Below are 20,941 nucleotides of genomic sequence, written 5' to 3'. Positions count from 1 at the left end.
TGGGTCGGGGCCGGGGTGGGGGGTGTCCGTCCTCGGTCCGGCGGCTCGGCTGCTTTGGCGGTGCTCGGTGACGGACGCCGGCCGCTGCGGGCGGACACCCCCCACCCCGTCCCCTTCACGCCGTACGCGGCCAACGGCCCGTGGTGGTGCGCGGTCCGGCGAACGGTCCGTCCTGGCGCAGGTGACCGCAACCCCTCAGGGGCGCGGGGAACTGCGCGACCAGCCCCCACCGGCCCGCAGCCGCCCCACAACCCGACCCGGCAACCCCCTCGGCGCCCTGCCCAAGCCCAGCGCAGCTGCCCGCGGGGAACTGCGCGACCAGCCCCCACTGGCCCGCAGTCGCCTCGCCACCTGACCCGGCGCTGCCTGCCGTAACATGGCCGCACGAACGACCAAGGGGGACATGAGCATGACGGACGGAACGCAGTCGAGCGGGGACGGTCGGGACCCGTGGGCGCCACCGGAGAGTGGGCCCTCGTTGGAGAAGAGCCCCTCGCCCGGGGCCGGGCAGCCGCCGTCGCACTCCGTACATGATCAGGCCACTGTGACCTCCGCGCCGAACGACGGTTATGGCTTCCCGCCTCCTGGAGCCGCGGGGCCCGCCCCCGTTCCCGGTTACGGATACCCCGCCCCGGAGCAGGGCGTACCCGCCTCCGTACCGCCGCCGCCCATCGGGCCCGAGGGTCCCGGCGCTCCCGTCGGCTACGGCTACCCCAGCTATCCGCAGGCTCCGCAGGGGTACGGCGGCTGGGCCCCGCCGATGCCGCCGCAGAACGGCATGGGTGTCGCCGCGATGGTGCTGGGCATCCTGTCTTGCGCCCTGTTCTGCATGTACGGCGTTCTCTCGCTGGTGCTCGGGGTCCTTGCCATCGTGTTCGGGATCAAGGGGCGCAAGCGGGCCGAGCGCGGTGAGGCCACCAACCGCGGGCAGGCGCAGGCCGGGTTCATCACGGGGATCATCGGGACGATCCTCGGGGTCGCCGTGATCGTCCTGCTCGCCATCGGGATCACCGCCGCGATCAACTCGGATGACGAGTCCGACTACTACGACGGGTCCCTCGCTGTCGTGGCGGTCGCCCCGGTGGCGTAGCAACCGTCGAACAGCCGGACAAGGGGGACCGCCGGGATCCGGTGGTCCCCTCAGGCGTTTCTGAGGCGGTCCCTCGCCTGCATCAGCGCGAAGCCCAGGAGGTTCGGGCCCCGCCAGCGCTCGGGGTTGTTCGCCGCCTCGTCGTCCGCCGCGAGCCCGATGCCCCAGACCCGGTCCACCGGGCTGGCCTCCACCAGGACCCGCTCTCCGGTGTTCAGCAGGAACGCACGAAGGTCTTCGTGGGCCGTGAACTTGTGGACGCTGCCCTCGACGACGATTCCGAAGCGCTCGCGCCGCCAGGTCTGCTCGTCGAAACCGCGGACCAGGCGGCCCGCGTTCTTGGCCTGGGACGGGTGGCCGGCGGCCAGTACGCGGCGCTCCGCCTCCTCGTCTTCGAAAAGGCGCGCCTTCGCCGCCATCATCCAGTGCTCGGCGGTCGCGTAGATTACTCCGTCGACCACGAACGGTGACGGCCGCCACTGGCTCAGACAGCTCGCGCCGACCCGGCCGTCCGGGCGCGGGCGGTGGCCCCAGAAGTGCAGATACTTGATCTTCACTCCGGCCCTGACCTGCGTGACCAGGGCATCCTGTGAATCGATCGTCCCCGTGATCTCCCCCATGCACCCGAGTCTGGCAGGAACCACTGACACTCCGTCCTCTCTTTTCGGGGCCGACTCGACACCTGGTCGACAGATTCCGTCGCGTAACCCAAAGGCAACAACGGAATCCCTTGTATGAGTGCCATTGCTCTGCCAGGATCGGCACTCAAATCGAGCTGGAGCTACGCCACCCGCCCGCGGTAGCCGCGGGGTGACGGCGGAGGAGAGCGACATGCACAAGCCGGGCAGTTCCATCCCGGACCGGTTCGCGGCACAGGAGCGGTTCGCCGACGGCGCGCAGTTCATCGGAGGGCGTCTCACCAAGGGGACCTCTGGTCGTACGCACGCGGTCGTCGATCCCGCGAGCGGTGAGGAGGTCTTCACCTATGAACTGGCGGGCGTCGAGGACGTTGACGCCGCCGTCGCCGCGGCCCGTGCGGCCTTCCCGGGCTGGGCGGCCCTCACTCCCGGTGAGCGGTCCGACGCCCTGCACCGGTTCGCCGCCGTGCTCGCCGACCGTGCCGAGGACTTCGCCCGCGCGGAGTCGCTGCAGTGCGGGAAGCCGCTGAAGCTGACCCGGGAGTTCGACGTCCCCGGGACCATCGACAACACCTCTTTCTTCGCCGGTGCCGCCCGGCATCTTCAGGGGCAGTCCGCCGGCGAGTACTCCGGGGATCACACCTCGTACGTGCGGCGTGAGCCCATCGGTGTCGTGGGGTCCATCGCGCCCTGGAACTATCCGCTGCAGATGGCCGCCTGGAAGATCCTTCCGGCGATCGCCGCCGGGAACACCATCGTCCTGAAGCCTGCCGAGATCACCCCGCTCACCTCGCTTCTGTTCGCCCAGGCCGCCACCGACGCCGGGATTCCGGATGGTGTGATCAACATCGTCACCGGGACGGGCAAGGAGGCCGGGGAGCGGCTGGTCGGGCATCCCGACGTGGCCATGACCTCCTTCACCGGGTCGACGGCCGTCGGCAAGCGGGTGGCCGAGATCGCCACCGCCACCGTCAAGCGGCTGCACCTGGAGCTCGGCGGCAAGGCTCCCTTCCTCGTCTTCGACGACGCCGACCTGGAGGCCGCCGTCAACGGGGCCGTCGCCGGCGCGCTCATCAACACCGGGCAGGACTGCACGGCCGCCACGCGCGCGTATGTACAGCGCCCGCTGTACGAGGCGTTCGTCGAGAGGACCGCGGCCCTGATGGAGAGCGTGCGGCTGGGGGGCCCGTTCGCCGCCGGTACCGATCTCGGGCCGCTGATCTCGCACGTCCAGCGGGACCGGGTCGCCGGGTTCATCGACCGTGCGCGTGGCTACGCGCGCGTGGTGGCGGGCGGAGAGGCGCCGGGCGGGGAGCTCGCCAAGGGGGCGTACTACAAGCCCACGCTCGTCGCCGACGCCGCCCAGGACAGCGAGATCGTCCAGTCCGAGATCTTCGGGCCGGTGCTCGTGGTGCTGCCCTTCGACAGTGACGACGAGGGCATTCGGCTCGCCAACGACACGCCCTACGGGCTCGCCGCCTCCGCCTGGAGCCGGGACGTCTACCGGGCGAACCGGGCCACCCGGGAGATCAAGGCCGGGTGCGTGTGGGTCAACGACCACATCCCGATCATCAGCGAGATGCCGCACGGCGGATACAAGGCGTCCGGCTTCGGCAAGGACATGTCCTCGTACTCGTTCGAGGAGTACACCCAGATCAAGCACGTTATGTTCGACAATACGGCGGTTGTCAGGAAGGACTGGCACCGCACGATCTTCGGGGACCGATAGCCGTACTCAGGCCGCCCGACCCGCGGCCGCCCACCTTCCCGAAAGGGCACCAGCGCATGGAGCAGTACGAGCCCGACCGCCTGTCACCGGCCCAAGTGGCCGCCGTGCGGCGCAGCTTCCGCAATGGCCGGGCCGCCATGACCCGGCGGTCCCTGTTGCGTGCCTCCGCGGGCGGCGCGCTCGCGGTCGGCGGCCTCGGGACACTGAGCGCCTGCGGAATCCCCGCGGCCGGCACCACCCAGGGCGGCGTCTCCGCGGAGGACCACTCGGCCAAGGAGAAGACCGTCAACTTCTCCAACTGGACCGAGTACATCGACGTGGACGAGAGCGAGAAGCGCCACCCCACGCTCGACCAGTTCAAGAAGCAGACCGGCATCTCGGTCAAGTACACCGAGGACATCAACGACAACGTCGAGTTCTTCGGGAAGATCAAGCCCCAGCTGGCGGCCGGGCAGGACACCGGGCGCGACATCATCGTGCTGACGGACTGGCTCGCCGCCCGGCTCATCCGGCTCGGGTGGGTCCAGAAACTGGACGCTTCCAATCTCCCGCACGCCTACGCCAATCTCTCCGCGCAGTTCCGTGACCCGGACTGGGACCCGGGGCGCGCGTACTCCTATGTGTGGCAGGGCATCTCGACCGTCATCGCCTACAACAAGAAGGCCCTCGACGGCCAGGAGGTGAAGTCGATCTCCGACCTGCTCGACAACGCCAAGCTCAAGGGGCGGGTCGGCTTCCTGTCGGAGATGCGCGACAGTATCGGCATGACCCTGCTCGACATGGGCAAGGACCCGGCGCACTTCACCGCCGACGACTACGACGCGGCGATCGCACGGCTCCAGAAGGCCGTCGACAAGGGGCAGATACGCCGCTTCACCGGCAACGACTACACCTCCGACCTGACCAGCGGTGACTTCGCGGCCTGTGTCGCCTGGGCCGGTGACGTCGTCCAGCTGAAGGCGGACAGTCCGGACATCGACTTCGTCATCCCGGACAGCGGATACATGACGTCGACCGACAACATGCTGATTCCCAACAAGGCCCGGCACAAGACGAACGCCGAGCGGCTCATCGACTTCTACTACCAGCCGAAACCGGCCGCCGAGCTCGCCGCGTACATCAACTACGTGTCTCCGGTCGACGGTGTGAAGCCCGAGCTGGAGAAGATCGACCAGGGTGCGGCGAACAACCCGCTGATCATCCCCGACAAGGCCATGGCCGCGAAGTCCCACTCCTTCCGCTCCCTGAGCGCGAAGGAAGAGACGGCCTTTGAAGAGAAGTTCGCGAAGCTGACTGGGGCGTGATCACCGTGACGAACAAGAGCACAGACAACAGCGGAGACGTCCGCCTCTCCGGCATCAGCAAGACGTACGACAACGGCTTCACCGCCGTACAGCCGCTCGACCTGACCGTGCCCCAGGGCTCGTTCTTCGCCCTGCTCGGCGCCTCCGGCTGCGGCAAGACGACCACCCTGCGCATGATCGCCGGCCTCGAGGAGCCCACGACGGGCACCGTGCACCTCGGCGACCAGGAGGTGACCCGGCTGCCGCCCTACAAGCGGCCGGTGAACACCGTCTTCCAGTCGTACGCCCTCTTCCCGCACCTCGACATCTTCGAGAACGTCGCCTTCGGTCTGCGCCGGCGTGGCATCAAGTCGGTGAAGAAGCAGGTCGAGGACATGCTGGAGCTCGTGCAGCTCGGGGAGCAGGCGCGCAAGAAGCCGCATCAGCTCTCCGGCGGCCAGCAGCAGCGGGTCGCCGTGGCGCGGGCGCTCATCAACACCCCCAAGGTGCTGCTCCTCGACGAGCCGCTCGGCGCCCTCGACCTCAAACTGCGCCGCCAGATGCAGCTGGAACTCAAGCGCATCCAGACCGAGGTCGGCATCACCTTCGTGCACGTCACGCACGACCAGGAGGAGGCCATGACCATGGCCGACACGGTCGCCGTGATGAACGCGGGCCGCGTCGAACAACTCGGCTCACCGACCGACCTGTACGAGAACCCGAACACCACCTTCGTCGCCAACTTCCTCGGCACCTCCAACCTCATCGAGGCCGAGGTCGACTCCACGAGCGGCGGCGACATCGTCCTGAAGGCGGGCGGCGGAAAGCTGGTGCTGCCCGAGGCACGGTACGCCGGACCGGCCACGACCGGCGGCAAGGTGCTGGTCGGCGTCCGGCCCGAGAAGATCTCCCTCACCCACGCCGACGAGGCCGGGGAGATCCCGGACGGGCGCAACCGGATCACCGGGAAGATCGCCGACTCCTCCTTCATCGGCGTCTCCACGCAGTACGTCATCGACAGCCCCGTCTGCCCCGAGTTCGAGGTCTACGCCCAGAACATCGACCGCGACGACCGGCTCGTGCCCGGCGCCGAGGTCGTCCTGCACTGGAACCCGGCCCACACCTTCGGCCTGGACGCCGACCAGGACATCGACGCCGGTATCCAGGAAGAGGCGACGGTCTGATGGCGACGCTCACCGAGGCGCCACCGCCTCTGACCCCGACCGCGCCCGAGAAGAAGCCCCCGCGCAGAAGGGGCCGCCTCACGCCGTACTGGCTGCTGCTGCCCGGCATCCTGTGGCTGCTGGTCTTCTTCGCGCTGCCGATGATCTACCAGGGCTCCACGTCCGTGCAGACGGGTTCCCTGGAGACGGGCTACAAGGTCACCTGGCACTTCGCGACCTACTGGGACGCGCTGGCCAACTACTGGCCGCAGTTCCTGCGCTCGATCCTGTACGCCGGTGCCGCGACGGTCCTCTGTCTGGTGCTGGGATATCCGCTCGCCTACCTCATCGCGTTCCGCGCGGGGCGCTGGCGGAACCTGATCATGGTCCTGGTGATCGCGCCGTTCTTCACCAGCTTCCTGATCCGCACCCTCGCCTGGAAGACGATCCTCTCGGACAGCGGCCCGGTGGTGAGCGCCCTCAACACGCTGCACGTCCTGGACGTCACCAACTGGCTCGGCTGGACCACCGGCGACCGCGTGCTGGCCACGCCGCTCGCGGTGGTGTGCGGTCTGACGTACAACTTCCTGCCGTTCATGATCCTGCCGCTGTACACCTCGCTGGAGCGCATCGACGGACGGCTGCACGAGGCGGCGGGCGACCTGTACGCCAAGCCCGTCACCACCTTCCGCAAGGTCACCTTCCCGCTGTCCATGCCGGGCGTGGTCTCCGGGACGCTGCTGACCTTCATCCCGGCCGCCGGCGACTACGTGAACGCCGATCTGCTCGGCTCCACGGACACCCGCATGGTCGGAAACGTCATCCAGACCCAGTTCCTGCGCATTCTGGACTACCCGACGGCCGCGGCCCTTTCCTTCATCCTCATGGCCGCGATTCTCTTCATGGTCACGTTCTACATCCGTAGGTCCGGCACGGAGGATCTGGTTTAAATGGCCTTCGTCAACTGGCTCAAGCGTCGTCTCGTCGTCATCGCGGGACTGATCACGCTCGGATATCTCCTCCTGCCCAACGTCGTCGTCACGGTGTTCTCCTTCAACAAACCGAAGGGGCGCTTCAACTACGAGTGGCAGCAGTTCTCCACGGACGCCTGGAAGGACCCCTGCGGGGTCGCCGACATGTGCGGCTCGCTGTCCATCAGCCTCCAGATCGCGTTCTGGGCGACGGTCGGCGCGACCGTCCTCGGCACGATGATCGCCTTCGCGCTGGTACGCTACCGCTTCCGTGCCCGAGGCGCCGTGAACTCGCTGATCTTCCTGCCGATGGCGATGCCCGAGGTGGTCATGGCGGCCTCGCTGCTCACCCTGTTCCTCAACATGGGCGCGCAGCTCGGCTTCTGGACGATCCTCATCGCCCACATCATGTTCTGCCTGAGTTTCGTCGTGACGGCGGTCAAGGCGCGCGTGATGTCGATGGACCCGAGGCTGGAGCAGGCGGCGCAGGACCTCTACGCGGGACCGCTGCAGACCTTCCTCCGCGTCACGCTCCCCATCGCTGCCCCCGGAATCGCGGCCGGCGCGCTGCTCGCCTTCGCGCTCTCGTTCGACGATTTCATCATCACCAACTTCAACGCGGGCTCGACCGTCACCTTCCCCATGTTCGTCTGGGGTTCGGCACAGCGCGGAACGCCCGTCCAGATCAATGTCATCGGTACGACCATGTTCCTCGTCGCCGTACTCCTGGTCCTGACGTCCATGGTCATCAGCAATCGCCGCAACAAGCAAAAGGCGTAGTCCATGAGCCGTTGGACAAAGGCCCTTTCCGAGGCCCAGCCGATCCCTTACTGGCTGGACGACCCCGGCCGGCCCCACCCCGAGCCCGCCCTCACCGGCGCCGAGACCTGCGACCTGCTGGTGGTCGGCGGGGGCTACAGCGGGCTGTGGACCGCGCTGAACGCGAAGGAGCGTGATCCCGGGCGGGATGTCGTCCTGCTGGAGGGCCGTGAGACGGGCTGGGCCGCCTCGGGTCGCAACGGCGGCTTCTGTGCGGCCTCCCTCACCCACGGCCTGCCCAACGGGCTCACCCGCTGGCCGGACGAGATCCACCAGCTCCAGGAGCTGGGTGCCCGCAACCTCGACGAGATCGAGAAGGCGGTCGCCCGGCACGACCTCGACTGCGAGTTCGAGCGCACCGGCGAGATCGACGTGGCGACCGAGACGTACCAGGCAGCGGAACTGCGCGACTGGTACGAGGAGCTCCAGCAGAAGGGTCTCGCCGACGGCGTCGACTTCCTGGACGCCGACGCGGTGCGCGAACAGGTCGCCTCACCGACCTTCGAGGCCGGGCTGTGGGACCGCCGGGGCGTGGCCATGCTCAACCCCGCCAAGCTCGTCTGGGGCCTGAAGCGGGCGTGCCTGCGGCTCGGCGTCCGGATCTACGAGCACACCCCCGCGCTCAGCCTGCGGCCGTACGGCGCCGGCATGGCCGTACGCACTCCGTACGGCTCGGTCCGGGCCCGGCAGGTCGCGCTCGGCACGAACATCTTCCCGAACCTGGTCAAGCGGGTCCGGGCGTACACCGTGCCGGTCTACGACTACGCGCTGATGACCGAGCCGCTGAGCGAGGAGCAGCTCGCGTCGATCGGCTGGAAGAACCGCCAGGGACTCGGCGACAGCGCCAACCAGTTCCACTACTTCCGGCTCTCCGCCGACAACCGCGTCCTGTGGGGCGGTTACGACGCGGTCTACCCGTACGGCGGCCGGGTGCGCGCCGAGTACGACGACCGGCCGGAGACGTACGCCAAGCTCGCCGGGCACTTCTTCACCTGCTTCCCGCAGCTGGAGGGCGTCCGCTTCACGCACGCGTGGGGCGGCGCGATCGACACCTGCTCGCGGTTCTCCGCGTTCTACGGCACCGCCCACCAGGGCAAGGTGGCGTACGCGGCCGGCTACACGGGTCTCGGCGTCGGGGCGACCCGGTTCGGGGCGGACGTGATGCTGGACCTGCTGGCCGGCGAGGCCACCGAGCGGACCTCGCTGGAGATGGTCCGCAGGAAGCCGCTGCCGTTCCCGCCGGAACCCTTCGCGTGGACCGGCATCGCCCTCACCAAGTGGTCGCTGGCCCGTGCCGACGCGCACGGCGGGCGGCGCAACCTGTGGCTGCGGACCATGGACAAGCTCGGTCTGGGATTCGACAGCTGAACGATCGTAGGTGATCGATTCACTCCAACGAGTGGTCAGAACCCGCGTAATGCTCGACGGAGACCTTTCTCTCCCGTGTGACGCGACCAGCGTCGACGAGAGAGAGGAAGGTCTTCTCATGACAGGGGCGAAGACGGCGGTCGAGTGGCTGGCATCCGTCGCACCGGATCCCGAGGCCTGCCGCTGGGAGTGGGAGCGCAACCCCCTGGGGGTCGCCCTGCTTCCGGCGGGCAGGGCCTGGGACGTACTGATCCTGCCGGGTGAGCTCGGCTATCCGACGCTCGACGTCCTCACCCGCATCCTCGACCGGCTCGGCCCGGTGCTCGTCGACTTCGGCGACGCACGGATGGGGTTCTTCGTGCCGCCGGGCACCGCGGCCCGCTGGCTCGGCACCGGTGTCCGTACGGCCGGTGCCGGCACCTGGATCGTCGTGCCGTACCCGGGCCGGGTGGCCGGGGGAGGGGTGCGCTGGCTGGTCCCGCCCGACGGCTCCGGCATCCTCGTCGATCCGGCGCTGCTCGAACTGGCGATGCACGAGGCGGCGGCGGGCCTGGCGACGGAGGGCGACGGCTGACCTGACGGTTCCCCCACGCTCTCGTCGGCCGCCCGTGCGGCCGGCGCGGACCCGACGGCTCCTCGGCACAGCGGGAGTACGGCGCTGCGGGCGTCCCCCGCCGGCAGCGACGACGCCCAGTGTGCCCAGGAGGTCAGCGACGGTCCAGTCGTGCCAGGAAGAGCCGGAAGCCGAGCAGCAGGACCGTGCACAGGCACCAGCTGCCCACCACGTCCAGGGGCCAGTGCCAGCCGCGGCGGACCAGGCCGAAGGAGACGCCGAGGACGAGGAGGCCGTAGACGGTGACGAGCGTGCGGCGGATCCGGGTGGACCGGAGCCAGGGCAGGACGAGGAGGGTGGCGGCGCCGTAGGCGATCGCGGCCGTGGCGGTGTGGCCGGAGGGGTAGTAACCGGTCCCGGGTGAGACCGCGGTGCCCGGGCGGTCGGTGAGTTCCTTGAGGGGGACGACCAGGGCCGGGACCAGGGCCATCAGGACGGCCGCCGCGGCCGACGGCAGCCACCACCGGTCCGTACCGGTACCGCGAGCCCGCCAGGCCGCGTAGAGGAGGGCCACGACGAGGACCGGGACCGCGATCTCGACATTGCCCAGGTCGGCGAGGGCCGCCGAGACGCGGTCCGGATGGACCAGCGCGCGGCTGACCCGCTCGTCGACACGCAGAAGCGGCCCGTCCTCGACGACCTGCCAGGTGATCAGGGCGAAGAGGAGGGCCGGAATTGCGAGAAGGAGAACGAGGAAGGCCGGCCGCCCCGGAACAGGGGGGGTGGTTCCGGGGCGGCCGATCGGATCGGATGGTCGGCCGCCCCGGGGGGTTTGGGGCGGGCGACTGTCCGATCGGTGAGGAGATTCGGAGCCAGAGGCTCCAGTGTGCGCGAGGGCACGACCAGGGCGAAGCTGGGGAGGCCCCGTCCTGATGTCGCCCACAGTCCCCTGTGGGCGGGGTGTATCTCTCATCTGGGTAGAACCTACGGCAGGGCGACGGGGTACGACAGGCGGAATCGCATCCTCACAGCCACCTCGCACACCTTCTTCACACCCTCTGCCGCTGGCCACCGCAGCCCCGGAATTCCCTGTGCGCTCAGATGCGGGTGAAGGCCTGCTCGATGATGTCGAGGCCCTCGTCGAGGAGGTCCTCGCCGATGACGAGCGGGGGCAGGAACCGCAGGACGTTGCCGTAGGTGCCACAGGTCAGGACCAGCAGGCCCTCCTGGTGGCAGGCCTTGGCGAGCGCGGCGGTCGCCTCCGGGTTCGGCTCCTTGGTCGTACGGTCCTTGACGAGCTCGATGGCGATCATGGCGCCGCGGCCGCGGATGTCGCCGATGACGTCGAACTTGTCCGCCATGGCGGTGAGGCGGGCCTTCATGACCGTCTCGATGGTCTTCGCCCGGGCGTTGAGGTCGAGCTCCTTCATGGTCTCGATGGCGCCGAGCGCGCCGGCGCAGGCGACCGGGTTGCCGCCGTAGGTGCCGCCGAGGCCGCCGGCGTGGGCGGCGTCCATGATCTCGGCGCGGCCGGTGACGGCGGCGAGCGGGAGACCGCCGGCGATGCCCTTGGCGGTGGTGATCAGGTCCGGGACGATGCCCTCGTCCTCGCAGGCGAACCACTGGCCGGTGCGGCAGAAGCCGGACTGGATCTCGTCGGCGACGAAGACGATGCCGTGGTCCTCGGCGAACTTCACGATCTCCGGCAGGAAGCCCTTGGCCGGCTCGATGAAGCCGCCCTCGCCGAGGACGGGCTCGATGATGATCGCGGCGACGTTCTCCGGGCCGACCTGCTTGGTGATCTGGTCGATGGCCTGGGCGGCGGCCTCGGGCCCTGCGTTCTCGGGGCCGGTGGGCCAGCGGTAGCCGTAGGCGACGGGGACGCGGTAGACCTCGGGGGCGAAGGGCCCGAAGCCGTGCTTGTACGGCATGTTCTTCGCGGTCAGCGCCATGGTGAGGTTGGTGCGGCCGTGGTAGCCGTGGTCGAAGACGACGACGGCCTGGCGCTTGGTGTACGCCCGCGCGATCTTCACGGCGTTCTCGACGGCCTCGGCGCCACTGTTGAACAGGGCCGACTTCTTGGCGTGGTCACCCGGGGTGAGCTCGGCGAGGGCCTCGGCGACCTCGACATAGCCCTCGTACGGGGTGACCATGAAACAGGTGTGGGTGAAGTCGGCGAGCTGCTGCGTGGCCCGGCGTACGACGGCCTCGGCGGAGGCGCCGACGGATGTCACGGCGATGCCCGAACCGAAGTCGATCAGCCGGTTCCCGTCGACGTCCTCGATGATCCCGCCGCCCGCGCGCGCCGTGAAGACGGGCAGCACGGACCCCACACCCTGCGCGACCGCGGCGACCCGGCGGGCCTGCAGCTCCTGCGACTTGGGGCCGGGGATGGCGGTGACGACGCGGCGCTCCTGCGGAAGTGCGGTCATGAGGGGCTCCTGGGGTGGTGCGGGCGCTTACGTTCTCTTCTCGCAGGCTAGGCCGGGGATCGGGGAGTGGGCATGCTCCATGTGGGCGTTGTCAGGAGATCGGGTTGTCCGCGGTGGACATGGCGCCGGCCACGACGCCCGGCCGCGTAAGCAGTGAACTCCCTTGGCCGGGGCGTTAGATTGACCGCTGACGGTGGACGGAACGGCTGGTCAGGGAGCAGGGGCGATGGACAGCGACGGGACGCAGGACGCGCGGGGTACGCATGCGAATCCTGTGCCACGGGCACGGTCCGTGATGCCGCCGATGCCCGCGCAGGCGCCCTCGGTGCCACCGCCGGACAGCTCGGCGTTCCTGACGTGGCTGCGGACGCCGCGGCCCGAGACGCTGCCCGGGGTGTGGCGGTTCGGACACCGGCCCCGGCCGGAGGCGGAACCGGAGCTCATCCCCGGCCGCCAGCTCATCAGCGGCGCGCTGATCGCGTTCCTCGTCGGCTGGCTCGCGTGGTCGCTGCTGCAGAACGGCTATGTCGGCGACTGGTGGCTCCTGCCGTTCAAGCTGCTGATCCCCGATGCCTGGCGCGGCGGTGGCAGTGGCGTCGGCAATTACCTCCTGTACGCGGGGTACGAGCTGATCGTCGCTCTGGCCATCATGATCGTCGTGGGCCGTCTCGGCCGTTGGGGTGAGGTGTGGCGTCGCTTCGTCCTGCCGCACCTGCGCCGCAGGCCGCAGCAGCAGCAGCCGCCCGTCCCGGTCCCGGCCGAGGACCCCGCCGCATACCCCGATCTGCGCGCCGCCGGTGCCGTCGACGCTGCCGAGCGGCTGGCTGCCGAGGCCAGGGCCGGGTTGATGCGGGACGTGGACCATGCCCGGATCACGCGGGCCTGGCAGGGGGTGCGCGGTGGCCGGTTCAGCCTCGCCACGTTCACCCGTGCCGTGCTCCAGGAGGGCGCCGCCGCCTGTGTGCACCCCTCAGGGGAGCGGGATCTGCCCGCGCGGCTCGCCCGGCATGACCTCCTCACGGGCCAGGTGCGGCTGGGGACCACCGCCGACGACGCCCGCAACCCGTACGCCTATCGGGGAGCCGGCCTCGGGCTGGATCCCGAGCTGCTCGGGACCTCGCTGCTCGCCGTCGGGCCGGCCGGGTCCGGGAAGACCGGGACCGTCGTCAGACCGATCGCCGAGTCGTTGTGTCTGCACGCGCTCGCCGGGCGGGCCGCCGTCGTGGTGGTCGGCGCCGCGGGCGCGGGGCTCGGGCCGGCCGACGCCTACGACGTCGTCGTACAGATCGGGAATCCCGAGTCGGTGTACGACCTCGACCTGTACGGGGGGACGACCGATCCGGACGAAGCCGCGGCCGTGCTCGCCGAGGCGCTCGTCGGGGACCTCGCCGAGCCTCATCAGGGGGGCGACACCCGGCGGTCCACCACCGTGCTCGCCCAGCTCCTCGGACCGTTCTGGGCGGTCCACGGCCGCTTCCCCTCCGTACCGGAGCTGCGGCAGCTGCTCGACGGCGCGCGAGGGCCGATGGCCGCGCTGCGCAAGGGGCTGGAGGACTCCGGGCAGGAGTCGCTGCTGCGCGAACTCGACGCGCGGGAGCGGCAGATGGGGAACCCGGGGGACGTGGGGGGCATCCTCGCGGACCGGGTCGCGCTGCTCGACCGGCCCGCCTTCGCCACGTTCTTCCAGAGCGCGGGCCCCGACGCGTCCGGGCAGTCCCGGCCCTTCTCGCTGAAGGCCCTCGACCACCCCGTCCGGGTCCGGATCGACCTGCCCCAGCGCGGGCACGCCGACGCCTCCCGGATCCTGGCGCGGCTGGTGCTCGCGCAGTTCACCGCGAGCGTCGCGGTGCGTGAGGACCGGTCGCTGTTCGCCTGCCTGGTCGTCGACGACGCCACCGGCATCGTGACGCCGGAGGCTGTACGGGGCGTGCAGCGGCTGCGCTCGGGCAATGCGGGAGTGGTGCTGACGCTGCGGACCCTGGACGACGTACCGCGGCCGCTGCGCGGGCCCCTGCTCGGCGCCATCGGATGCCGGATGGCGCTGTCCGGGCTCACCCCGTGGGACGGGCAGGACTTCGCCGAGGTGTGGGGCAAGGAGTGGATCGAGGCGCGGGACGTCACCGACCGGCAGATCATCGCCGAGACCCCGGCCGGCAAGGCGCTGCACGCGGTGCGCCGGGTCATCACCGGCAAGGCGCCGACCGCGCGGGCGGTGACCGTACGCCAGGTCGAGCGGGAGCGGTGGTCCGCGTCCGAGCTGGCGCACGGGGTACCGCCCGGGCACGCGGTGCTGTCGCTGACCACGGTGACGGGTGAGCACGCGCCGCCGCTGCTGGTGGATCTGCGGGGATGACGACGTGATGGCGTGACCCGAGGACCGTACGGTGAGGCAGAATCGTCACAGGCCGTTCATACACACCGGCCAAAAGATCACACCTCTGCGCACCCCTCTCCTAAGGTCCTGGGCCCCATGCCACCCACCCTCGCCTCGCTCGTCCACCACTCCGCGCTCAAGCTGACCGTGCGCGCGGGCGAGGACCGGCTGGACGTGCCCGTGCGCTGGGCGCATGTCAGCGAGCTCGCCGATCCCGTGCCCTACATGGAGGGCGGGGAGCTGCTGCTGATCACCGCGCTCAAGCTGGACGCGGAGGATCCGGAGGCGATGCGGCGGTATGTGAAACGGCTGGCCGGGGCGGGGGTGGTCGGGCTCGGGTTCGCCGTCGGCGTCAGCTACGACGAGATCCCCGAGGCCCTGGTCGACGCCGCCCGCGACGAGGGGCTCCCGCTGCTCGAAGTGCCGCGCCGCACCCCCTTCCTCGCCATCAGCAAGGCCGTGTCCGCGGCGATCGCGGCCGACCAGTACCGCTCCGTCACCGCGGGCTTCGCCGCCCAGCGCGAACTGACCAGGCAGGCCCTGACCGACGGCCCGGAGGGGCTGCTCGCCGCGCTCGCCTCCCAGGTGGACGGCTGGGCGGCGCTCTACGACGCCTCGGGCGCCGTCGTCGCCGCCGCGCCGGAGTGGGCCGGGCGCCGGGCCGCGCGCATCACCGCCGACGTGGAACGGCTGCGGGAGCGGCCCGCGCCCGCCTCCGCCGTGGTCGGGGGAGCCGGCACCCCCGACAACGACGACCGCGTGGAGCTGCACTCCCTGGGCACCGGGCGACGGCCACGCGCCGCGCTGGCGGTGGGGACGGCCGCCGCCCTCGGTACGGCGGAGCGGTACGCGGTGCACTCGGCGATCGCGCTGCTGACCCTCACCACCGAGCGCTCCCGCTCCCTGCACGCCGCCGAGCAGCGGATCGGGGCTGCCGTGCTGCGGATGCTGCTCGCGGCGGAGCCGGAGCACGCCCGCACGGTCGCGGGCGATCTGTACGGCGGCCTCCTGGACGCGCCCTTCCGGCTGATCGTGGCGGAGACGGTCGCCGTGTCGTCCGTGCGGATCGCCGCCGACGCCCCCGCCCGGGTCCCCTCCGCCGCCGCCCTCGCCGCGGCCGCCGACACGCACGGCGATCCGCTCGGCGCGCTCACCGAGATCGTGGAGTCCGCGGCGGCCCGCTCCGGCGAGACCGTGCTCGTGGTGCCCGAGCGGGAACGCCTGGTGGTGCTGGCCGCGGACGGCGGAGCCGCCCTCACCGCGTGCGGGGAGTACGCGGTGGCACTGGAGGCGGCGCGCACGCGCGAGCAGGCGGGCGCCGGGGACGAGGGAGAGCTGGTCGTCGGCGTCTCGGCCCCCGCCGGACCGATCGCCGCCGCGGCCGCCTACCGGCAGGCCGAACAGGCGCTCTCGGTCGCCCGGCGGCGGGGCCGGGTGTACGTCGGCCAGGAACAGCTGGCCGACGGATCGGTGCTGCCGCTGCTCGCCGACGACGCGGTACGGGCCTTCGCGGACGGGCTGCTGCGGCCGCTCTACGAGCACGACGCGACGGGCCGGGGCGACCTGGTCGCCTCGCTGCGGGCCTGGCTCTCCCGGCACGGCCAGTGGGACGCGGCCGCCGCCGACCTGGGCGTCCACCGGCACACCCTGCGGTACCGGATGCGCAGGGTCGAGGAGATCCTCGGACGGTCGCTGGACGATCCCGACGTACGGATGGAGCTGTGGCTGGCGCTGAAGACGGCATCGGCGGAGTAGACACCGCCGGAAGCGTCCGGGCCATGCACGCCCCGGACCCGGGCTCCCGGGCGTGCCGAACCGGAGTGTCCGAGAGCTCCGCTGCGCCACCCCGGACAAATTCGATCCGGCCCCCGCGGGCCTACCGTGGGGACATGACTTCCACCCACGCCTTCTGGCTCGCCGGCCGCCAGGTCACCGGCGAGGACACCTTCGACGTCACCTCCCCGTGGGACGGCCGGCTCGTCGGCAAGGTCGCCGTGCCGGACGACGAGCAGATCGAGGAGGCCGTGGCCGCCGCGTACGCCGTACGGGACGAGTTCGCCGCCACGCCCGCCCACGTCCGCGCCGCCGCCCTCGACCACGTCAGCCGCAGGCTCGTCGAGCGCACCGAGGAGATCGCCCAGCTGATCTCCGCGGAGAACGGCAAGCCGGTCAAGTGGGCCCGGGGGGAGGTCGGCCGTGCCGTCTCGGTGTTCCGGTTCGCCGCGGAGGAGGCCCGGCGGTTCAACGGCGGTGAGGCCCAGCGCCTGGACACCGACCCCGGCGGCCAGGGCCGTCTCGCGCTGACCCGGCGCTTCCCCAAGGGGGTCGTGCTCGGGATCGCGCCCTTCAACTTCCCGCTCAACCTCTGCGCCCACAAGATCGCCCCGGCCATCGCGGCCGGCGCGCCGATCATCCTGAAGCCGGCCCCCGCGACCCCGCTGTCCGGGCTGGTCATCGGCGAGCTCCTCGCCGAGACCGAGCTGCCCGCCGGAGCCTGGAGCATCCTGCCCGTCCCGAACGACCGGATGCCCGCCCTCGTCCAGGACGAGCGCCTGCCCGTGATCTCCTTCACCGGTTCCGAGAAGGTCGGTTACGCGATCATGGACTCGGTGCCCCGCAAGCACTGCACGCTGGAGCTGGGCGGCAACGGCGCAGCGGTCGTCCTCGGCGACTACGCCTCCGACGCCGACCTCGACTGGGCCGCGACCCGCATCGCGACCTTCTCCAACTACCAGGGCGGCCAGTCCTGCATCTCCGTGCAGCGGGTGATCGCCGACGCGTCGGTGTACGACCGGCTCCTGCCCCGGATCGTCGCCGCCGTCGAGGCCCAGGTCACCGGCGACCCGGCCGACGACAAGACCGACGTGGGCCCGCTGGTCAGCGAGGACGCGGCGGTGCGCGTCGAGGCGTGGGTGAAGGAGGCCGTCGAGGCGGGCGCCACCCTGCTCACCGGCGGCGACCGCGACGGCGCCTCCTACGCGCCGACCGTCCTCGCCGACGTCCCGGCCGACACGACCATCTCCTGCGAGGAGGTCTTCGGCCCCGTCCTGACCGTGCAGAAGGCGGACGGCGAGGCGGCGGCCTTCGCCGCGGTCAACTCCTCCAAGTACGGCCTCCAGGCAGGGGTGTTCACCCACGACCTGCAGGCCGCCTTCCGCGCCCACCGCGCCCTCGAGGTCGGCGGCGTGGTCATCGGTGACGTGCCCTCCTACCGCGCCGACCAGATGCCGTACGGCGGCGTCAAGCAGTCCGGTGTGGGCCGCGAGGGCGTGAAGTTCGCGATGGACGACTACACGTACGAGCGGGTGCTGGTGCTGACCGGGCTCGCACTCTAGCTAATGGGAACCATTTTCATATAGGGTCTCGAAGGGGCCCGGCACCGATGCCTTCCGGTGCCGGGCCCCTTCTTGTGTGCCGGCCGCTCCGGTCCCTCAACCGGAGAAGCCGACCCGCGCGAGCCGCAACGGGCCGCGCAGCCTGAGATGGACGTCGTGCACGCCCTCGGCGGTGAATCCGGCGCCGACGGTGGTGTAGTCGTACGGTCCCGAGCCGGACTCCTCCACCTCCCACGCGGCGAGCACCGCGCCCCCGGCCAGCGACAGCTCGACCGAGCCCGCGCCGGACACCGTCGTCGTCACCTCGCTGACGCCGGTGCCGAAGTCGCAGTCCCGGTAGACGAGTTCACCCGTGCGGCCCTCGGCGGCCGTCACCGCGTCGCCCGCCGTCTTCGCCCGGTCGACGATCTCGACACCGCTCTGCTCGTCGAAGTCCGCGCCCTCAAGCCCCCGTTGAAGCACCGGACGCGGCGCGCCGGGCTCGCCGTCGAGCACCACCGTCGTCCGCAGCCGGATGTCCTCGCTGGAGGCACCGGCCAGGAGCTCGTAGGGGCCCGGCTCCAGACGCCACCGCCCCTGCGCCACGTCCCAGAACTCGAAGCAGTGCAGCGGGACGTCGAAGGACAGTTCCTCCGTCGCGCCCGGGGCGAGCGTCACGCGCCGGTGGGCCACCAGCTCGCGGCGCGGGCGGGGCAGCGCCGGGTCGATCGCGCGGGTGTAGAGCTGGGCGACCTCGTCGGCGGTGACGTCACCGGTGTTCGTGATCGTGAACGAGACGTGCACGGTCCCGTCGTCGATCCGCACCTCCAGGTCGCCGTACGAGAAGGACGCGTACGACAGCCCGTGGCCGAACGGGAACAGGGGCGTGCCCTCGAAGTAGAGATAGGTCTGGCGGCTGCCGATGACGTCGTAGTCGAGGAGGCCGGGCAGGTCCGCGTCGCTCTCGTACCAGGTCTGCGGGAGGCGGCCGGCGGGGGAGACGTCCCCGGCCAGGACGCGGGCCAGGGCGGTGCCGGCCGCCTGGCCGCCGTGGGCCGTCCACAGGGCCGCGGCCAGGCCGGACGTGTCGACCGCGTACGGGTAGGCCGAGACCAGGGCCAGGACCGTGCGGGGGTTCGCGGCACGTGCCGCCCGCAGCAGGCGCTCCTGGTGGGCGGGCAGCCGCAGGGAGGCGCGGTCCTCGGTCTCGCGGCCGTTGATGTGCGGGTCGTTGCCCGCGACCACCAGGACGACGTCGGCCTCGGACGTGACCCGGGTCACTGCGTCCTCGCCGCGTTCGGCGATGATCAGCTCAAAGATTTCCGGCTTCCCCCCGTGCTCCGGGTTCTCGTCGGCAACCTTCACTCCGTCCGCGGCGACAGTGACGTGGCGGCCCGTACCGATGTGCCTGAGGAGGTGACCGCTGCCGTGCTGCTCCAGGCGGAACGTCTCCTGGACGACCCAGCCGCCCGGCTGGTCGGCGGAGGCGCGCAGGTAGCCGTCCTCGGCGACGGAGAGATAGCGGCCGTCGGGGGCGCGGAGCGTGAGGACGCCCTCGTCCCAGTCGATCAGGGCGAACTCGGTGCCGATCGCGTCGGTCGTGAGCGCAGGCAGGTCCGTGCGGCCCGCGAGGAGCGCCGGGTCGAGGGCGCCCTCGGCGCCACGCACCTCGTCCTCGCCGTCCTCGGAGGCCAGGACGTGCAGAAACGTCCCGGCGGAGGTCTTGAGCCGGACCCGGTCCACGCCTTCCGCGAACTCCACCCGCTCGGCGCCGAACCGCTCGTACAGCCCCTCCAGCGGGGTGGAGCGGTGGATGAGCGTGCCGCTGTACCAGTCGCGCTTGCACTCGTCGGCGAGCAGACCGACCACGGCGAGCCGGGTGTCCGCGGCGAGCGGCAGCACGCCGTCGTTCCTGAGCAGCACGATCGCCTGCTCGGCGGCCTCCTGGGCGAGCGCGCGGTGCGCCGGGGTGTCGAAGTCCCGGACGTCGGCGTGCGGGTCCTGCTGCGGGTCGAACTCGCCGAGCCGGAAGCGGACCGAGAGCTGGCGGCGGACCGCGGTGTCGATCTCGGCCTCGGTCAACAGACCCTGGTCAAGGGCCCCTTGGATGCGCGCGGTGATCTGCGAGCCGTCCGTGCCGTGGTCGGTGAAGCTGTCGACCCCGGCCCTGAGGGAGGCCGCGGTGGCCTCCTCGTGGGTGTCGAAGTAGTGCTCGTGATCGACCAGGTTGGAGGGCGCGCCCGCGTCCGAGCAGACCAGCAGCTCCTCCTCGGTCCAGGTGCGCAGCTGCTCGCGCAGATACGGCGAGACGTGGTTGGGGCGGCCGTTGACCAGGTTGTACGCCGGCATCACGCCGGCCACCGCGCCCGCCTCGACCGCCTCGCGGAAGGCGCGCAGGTCGTACTCGTGCAGCACCCGGGGGCGCACCGAGCTCGACGAGGTGGCCCGGTCCGTCTCGTTGTTGTGGGCCAGCCAGTGCTTGAGCACCGGGGCCGTGCGCCAGTACGTGGGGTGGTCGCCGCGCAGCCCCTGGGTGTAGGCGGTGGCGATGGCCGAGGTGAGCTTCGGGTCCTCCGAGTAGCCCTCCTCGTTACGGCCCCACAGCGGATGGCGGAGCAGATTGACCGTCGGCGCCCAGATGTTGAGGCCGACCCTGTCGTCGCGGGCGCGCATCGCCCGGACCTCCTTGGACACCGCCTCGCCGATCCGCCGTACCAGCTCGGTGTTCCAGGTCGCGCCCAGGCCCACCGCCTGCGGGAAGACCGTCGCCGGGCCCATCCACGCGACGCCGTGCAGCGCCTCCTGGCCGGTGCGGAACGCGGCGATGCCGAGCCGTTCGACGGCCGGTGCGAACTGGTGCAGGAATCCGATCTTCTCGTCGAGGGTCAGCCGCGACAGCAGATCGTCGATGCGCTTCGCGAACGGCAGGTGCGGATCGCGAAATGGCGGTGTGTGCGGCGGGTGTGCGGTCACGTGGGGATCCCCTTGTGATGGATCGGTTCGATGCTTTCGAAGCGCTTCGATGCTCATTCGACTTCGGGGTGGGTGTCAAGAGATCCACACCGTCACTTCAAGCGGTGCATAAGAAAAGGTCACCTCTTCTACCTCCGAGGAATCTTGGGATCGACCCTTGTGCACCCCTGGGTGTTCACTTAACCTCACAGCAACATCGAAGCGCTTCGACTACGGGATTCCGTCGCAATGGTC

General features: G+C 70.9%; 16 protein-coding genes. 12 read left to right on the top strand and 4 right to left on the bottom strand.

Annotated features, from left to right (window positions below; translation table 11 throughout):
• Positions 1–181: 181 nt before the first annotated feature.
• Both ACFVYN_RS18305 and ACFVYN_RS18300 read left to right on the top strand, forming a co-directional pair.
• Positions 182–355, top strand: coding sequence for a hypothetical protein (locus ACFVYN_RS18305; protein ID WP_389999357.1), 174 nt, complete (start codon positions 182–184; stop codon positions 353–355).
• A 54-nt stretch (positions 356–409) separates the two neighbouring features.
• Positions 410–1,090, top strand: coding sequence for a DUF4190 domain-containing protein (locus tag ACFVYN_RS18300; RefSeq protein ID WP_389999355.1), 681 nt, complete (start codon positions 410–412; stop codon positions 1,088–1,090).
• A 50-nt stretch (positions 1,091–1,140) separates the two neighbouring features.
• Here the strand turns inward: ACFVYN_RS18300 and ACFVYN_RS18295 are convergent, their stop codons facing one another.
• Positions 1,141–1,710 (bottom strand): NADAR family protein, encoded by a 570-nt coding sequence (locus tag ACFVYN_RS18295; RefSeq protein WP_389999353.1) that lies wholly within the window; start codon positions 1,708–1,710, stop codon positions 1,141–1,143.
• Between the two features lie 211 nt (positions 1,711–1,921).
• Between ACFVYN_RS18295 and ACFVYN_RS18290 the strand changes: the two genes are divergently transcribed.
• From ACFVYN_RS18290 to ACFVYN_RS18260, 7 genes are all read left to right on the top strand, one after another.
• Positions 1,922–3,457: a gamma-aminobutyraldehyde dehydrogenase gene (locus ACFVYN_RS18290; protein WP_389999350.1), complete on the top strand. Its 1,536-nt coding sequence runs from the start codon at positions 1,922–1,924 to the stop codon at positions 3,455–3,457.
• Between the two features lie 56 nt (positions 3,458–3,513).
• A complete protein-coding gene (locus ACFVYN_RS18285) occupies positions 3,514–4,761 on the top strand; it encodes a PotD/PotF family extracellular solute-binding protein (protein ID WP_389999348.1) in 1,248 nt (415 codons plus the stop codon).
• Positions 4,758–5,924 (top strand): ABC transporter ATP-binding protein, encoded by a 1,167-nt coding sequence (locus tag ACFVYN_RS18280; RefSeq protein WP_389999345.1) that lies wholly within the window; start codon positions 4,758–4,760, stop codon positions 5,922–5,924. The genes ACFVYN_RS18285 and ACFVYN_RS18280 overlap by 4 nt, the downstream gene beginning before the upstream one ends.
• Positions 5,924–6,853: an ABC transporter permease gene (locus ACFVYN_RS18275; protein WP_389999342.1), complete on the top strand. Its 930-nt coding sequence runs from the start codon at positions 5,924–5,926 to the stop codon at positions 6,851–6,853. The genes ACFVYN_RS18280 and ACFVYN_RS18275 overlap by 1 nt, the downstream gene beginning before the upstream one ends.
• Positions 6,854–7,654 carry an ABC transporter permease gene (locus ACFVYN_RS18270; RefSeq protein ID WP_389999340.1) on the top strand — a complete coding sequence of 267 codons (801 nt, stop codon included), beginning with the start codon at positions 6,854–6,856 and terminating at the stop codon, positions 7,652–7,654.
• 3 nt (positions 7,655–7,657) lie between these two features.
• Positions 7,658–9,061: an NAD(P)/FAD-dependent oxidoreductase gene (locus tag ACFVYN_RS18265; RefSeq protein ID WP_389999337.1), complete on the top strand. Its 1,404-nt coding sequence runs from the start codon at positions 7,658–7,660 to the stop codon at positions 9,059–9,061.
• Positions 9,062–9,179: 118 nt separating this feature from the next.
• Complete coding sequence (locus ACFVYN_RS18260) at positions 9,180–9,635, top strand: hypothetical protein (RefSeq protein ID WP_389999334.1); 456 nt, start codon at positions 9,180–9,182, stop codon at positions 9,633–9,635.
• 133 nt (positions 9,636–9,768) lie between these two features.
• Here the strand turns inward: ACFVYN_RS18260 and ACFVYN_RS18255 are convergent, their stop codons facing one another.
• Together ACFVYN_RS18255 and gabT are read right to left on the bottom strand one after the other, a co-directional pair.
• Entirely contained in the window at positions 9,769–10,557 is a 789-nt protein-coding gene (locus ACFVYN_RS18255) for a phosphatase PAP2 family protein (protein WP_389999367.1), read from the bottom strand.
• Positions 10,558–10,711: 154 nt separating this feature from the next.
• A complete protein-coding gene (gene gabT / locus ACFVYN_RS18250; protein ID WP_389999331.1) occupies positions 10,712–12,046 on the bottom strand; it encodes a 4-aminobutyrate--2-oxoglutarate transaminase in 1,335 nt (444 codons plus the stop codon).
• Positions 12,047–12,272: 226 nt separating this feature from the next.
• Here gabT and ACFVYN_RS18245 point away from each other — a divergent pair, with 226 nt between their 5' ends.
• The 3 genes from ACFVYN_RS18245 to ACFVYN_RS18235 all read left to right on the top strand — a co-directional run bounded on the left by ACFVYN_RS18245 (position 12,273) and on the right by ACFVYN_RS18235 (position 17,755).
• Entirely contained in the window at positions 12,273–14,399 is a 2,127-nt protein-coding gene (locus ACFVYN_RS18245) for an ATP-binding protein (RefSeq protein ID WP_389999328.1), read from the top strand.
• Positions 14,400–14,516: 117 nt separating this feature from the next.
• Positions 14,517–16,175, top strand: coding sequence for a PucR family transcriptional regulator (locus ACFVYN_RS18240; protein WP_389999326.1), 1,659 nt, complete (start codon positions 14,517–14,519; stop codon positions 16,173–16,175).
• Positions 16,176–16,309: 134 nt separating this feature from the next.
• Positions 16,310–17,755, top strand: coding sequence for an aldehyde dehydrogenase family protein (locus tag ACFVYN_RS18235; RefSeq protein WP_389999323.1), 1,446 nt, complete (start codon positions 16,310–16,312; stop codon positions 17,753–17,755).
• 96 nt (positions 17,756–17,851) lie between these two features.
• Here ACFVYN_RS18235 and ACFVYN_RS18230 read toward each other — a convergent pair whose 3' ends face one another.
• On the bottom strand, positions 17,852–20,707 hold the full coding sequence (locus ACFVYN_RS18230; RefSeq protein ID WP_389999320.1) for a glycoside hydrolase family 3 C-terminal domain-containing protein: 2,856 nt from the start codon (positions 20,705–20,707) through the stop codon (positions 17,852–17,854).
• Positions 20,708–20,941 lie beyond the last annotated feature (234 nt).

This window comes from Streptomyces sp. NPDC058307 (assembly GCF_042880295.1).
Lineage (GTDB): Bacteria > Actinomycetota > Actinomycetes > Streptomycetales > Streptomycetaceae > Streptomyces.
The sequence above is the reverse complement of the archived record's forward strand: the minus strand, read 5'-3'. Positions and strand labels throughout refer to the sequence as shown.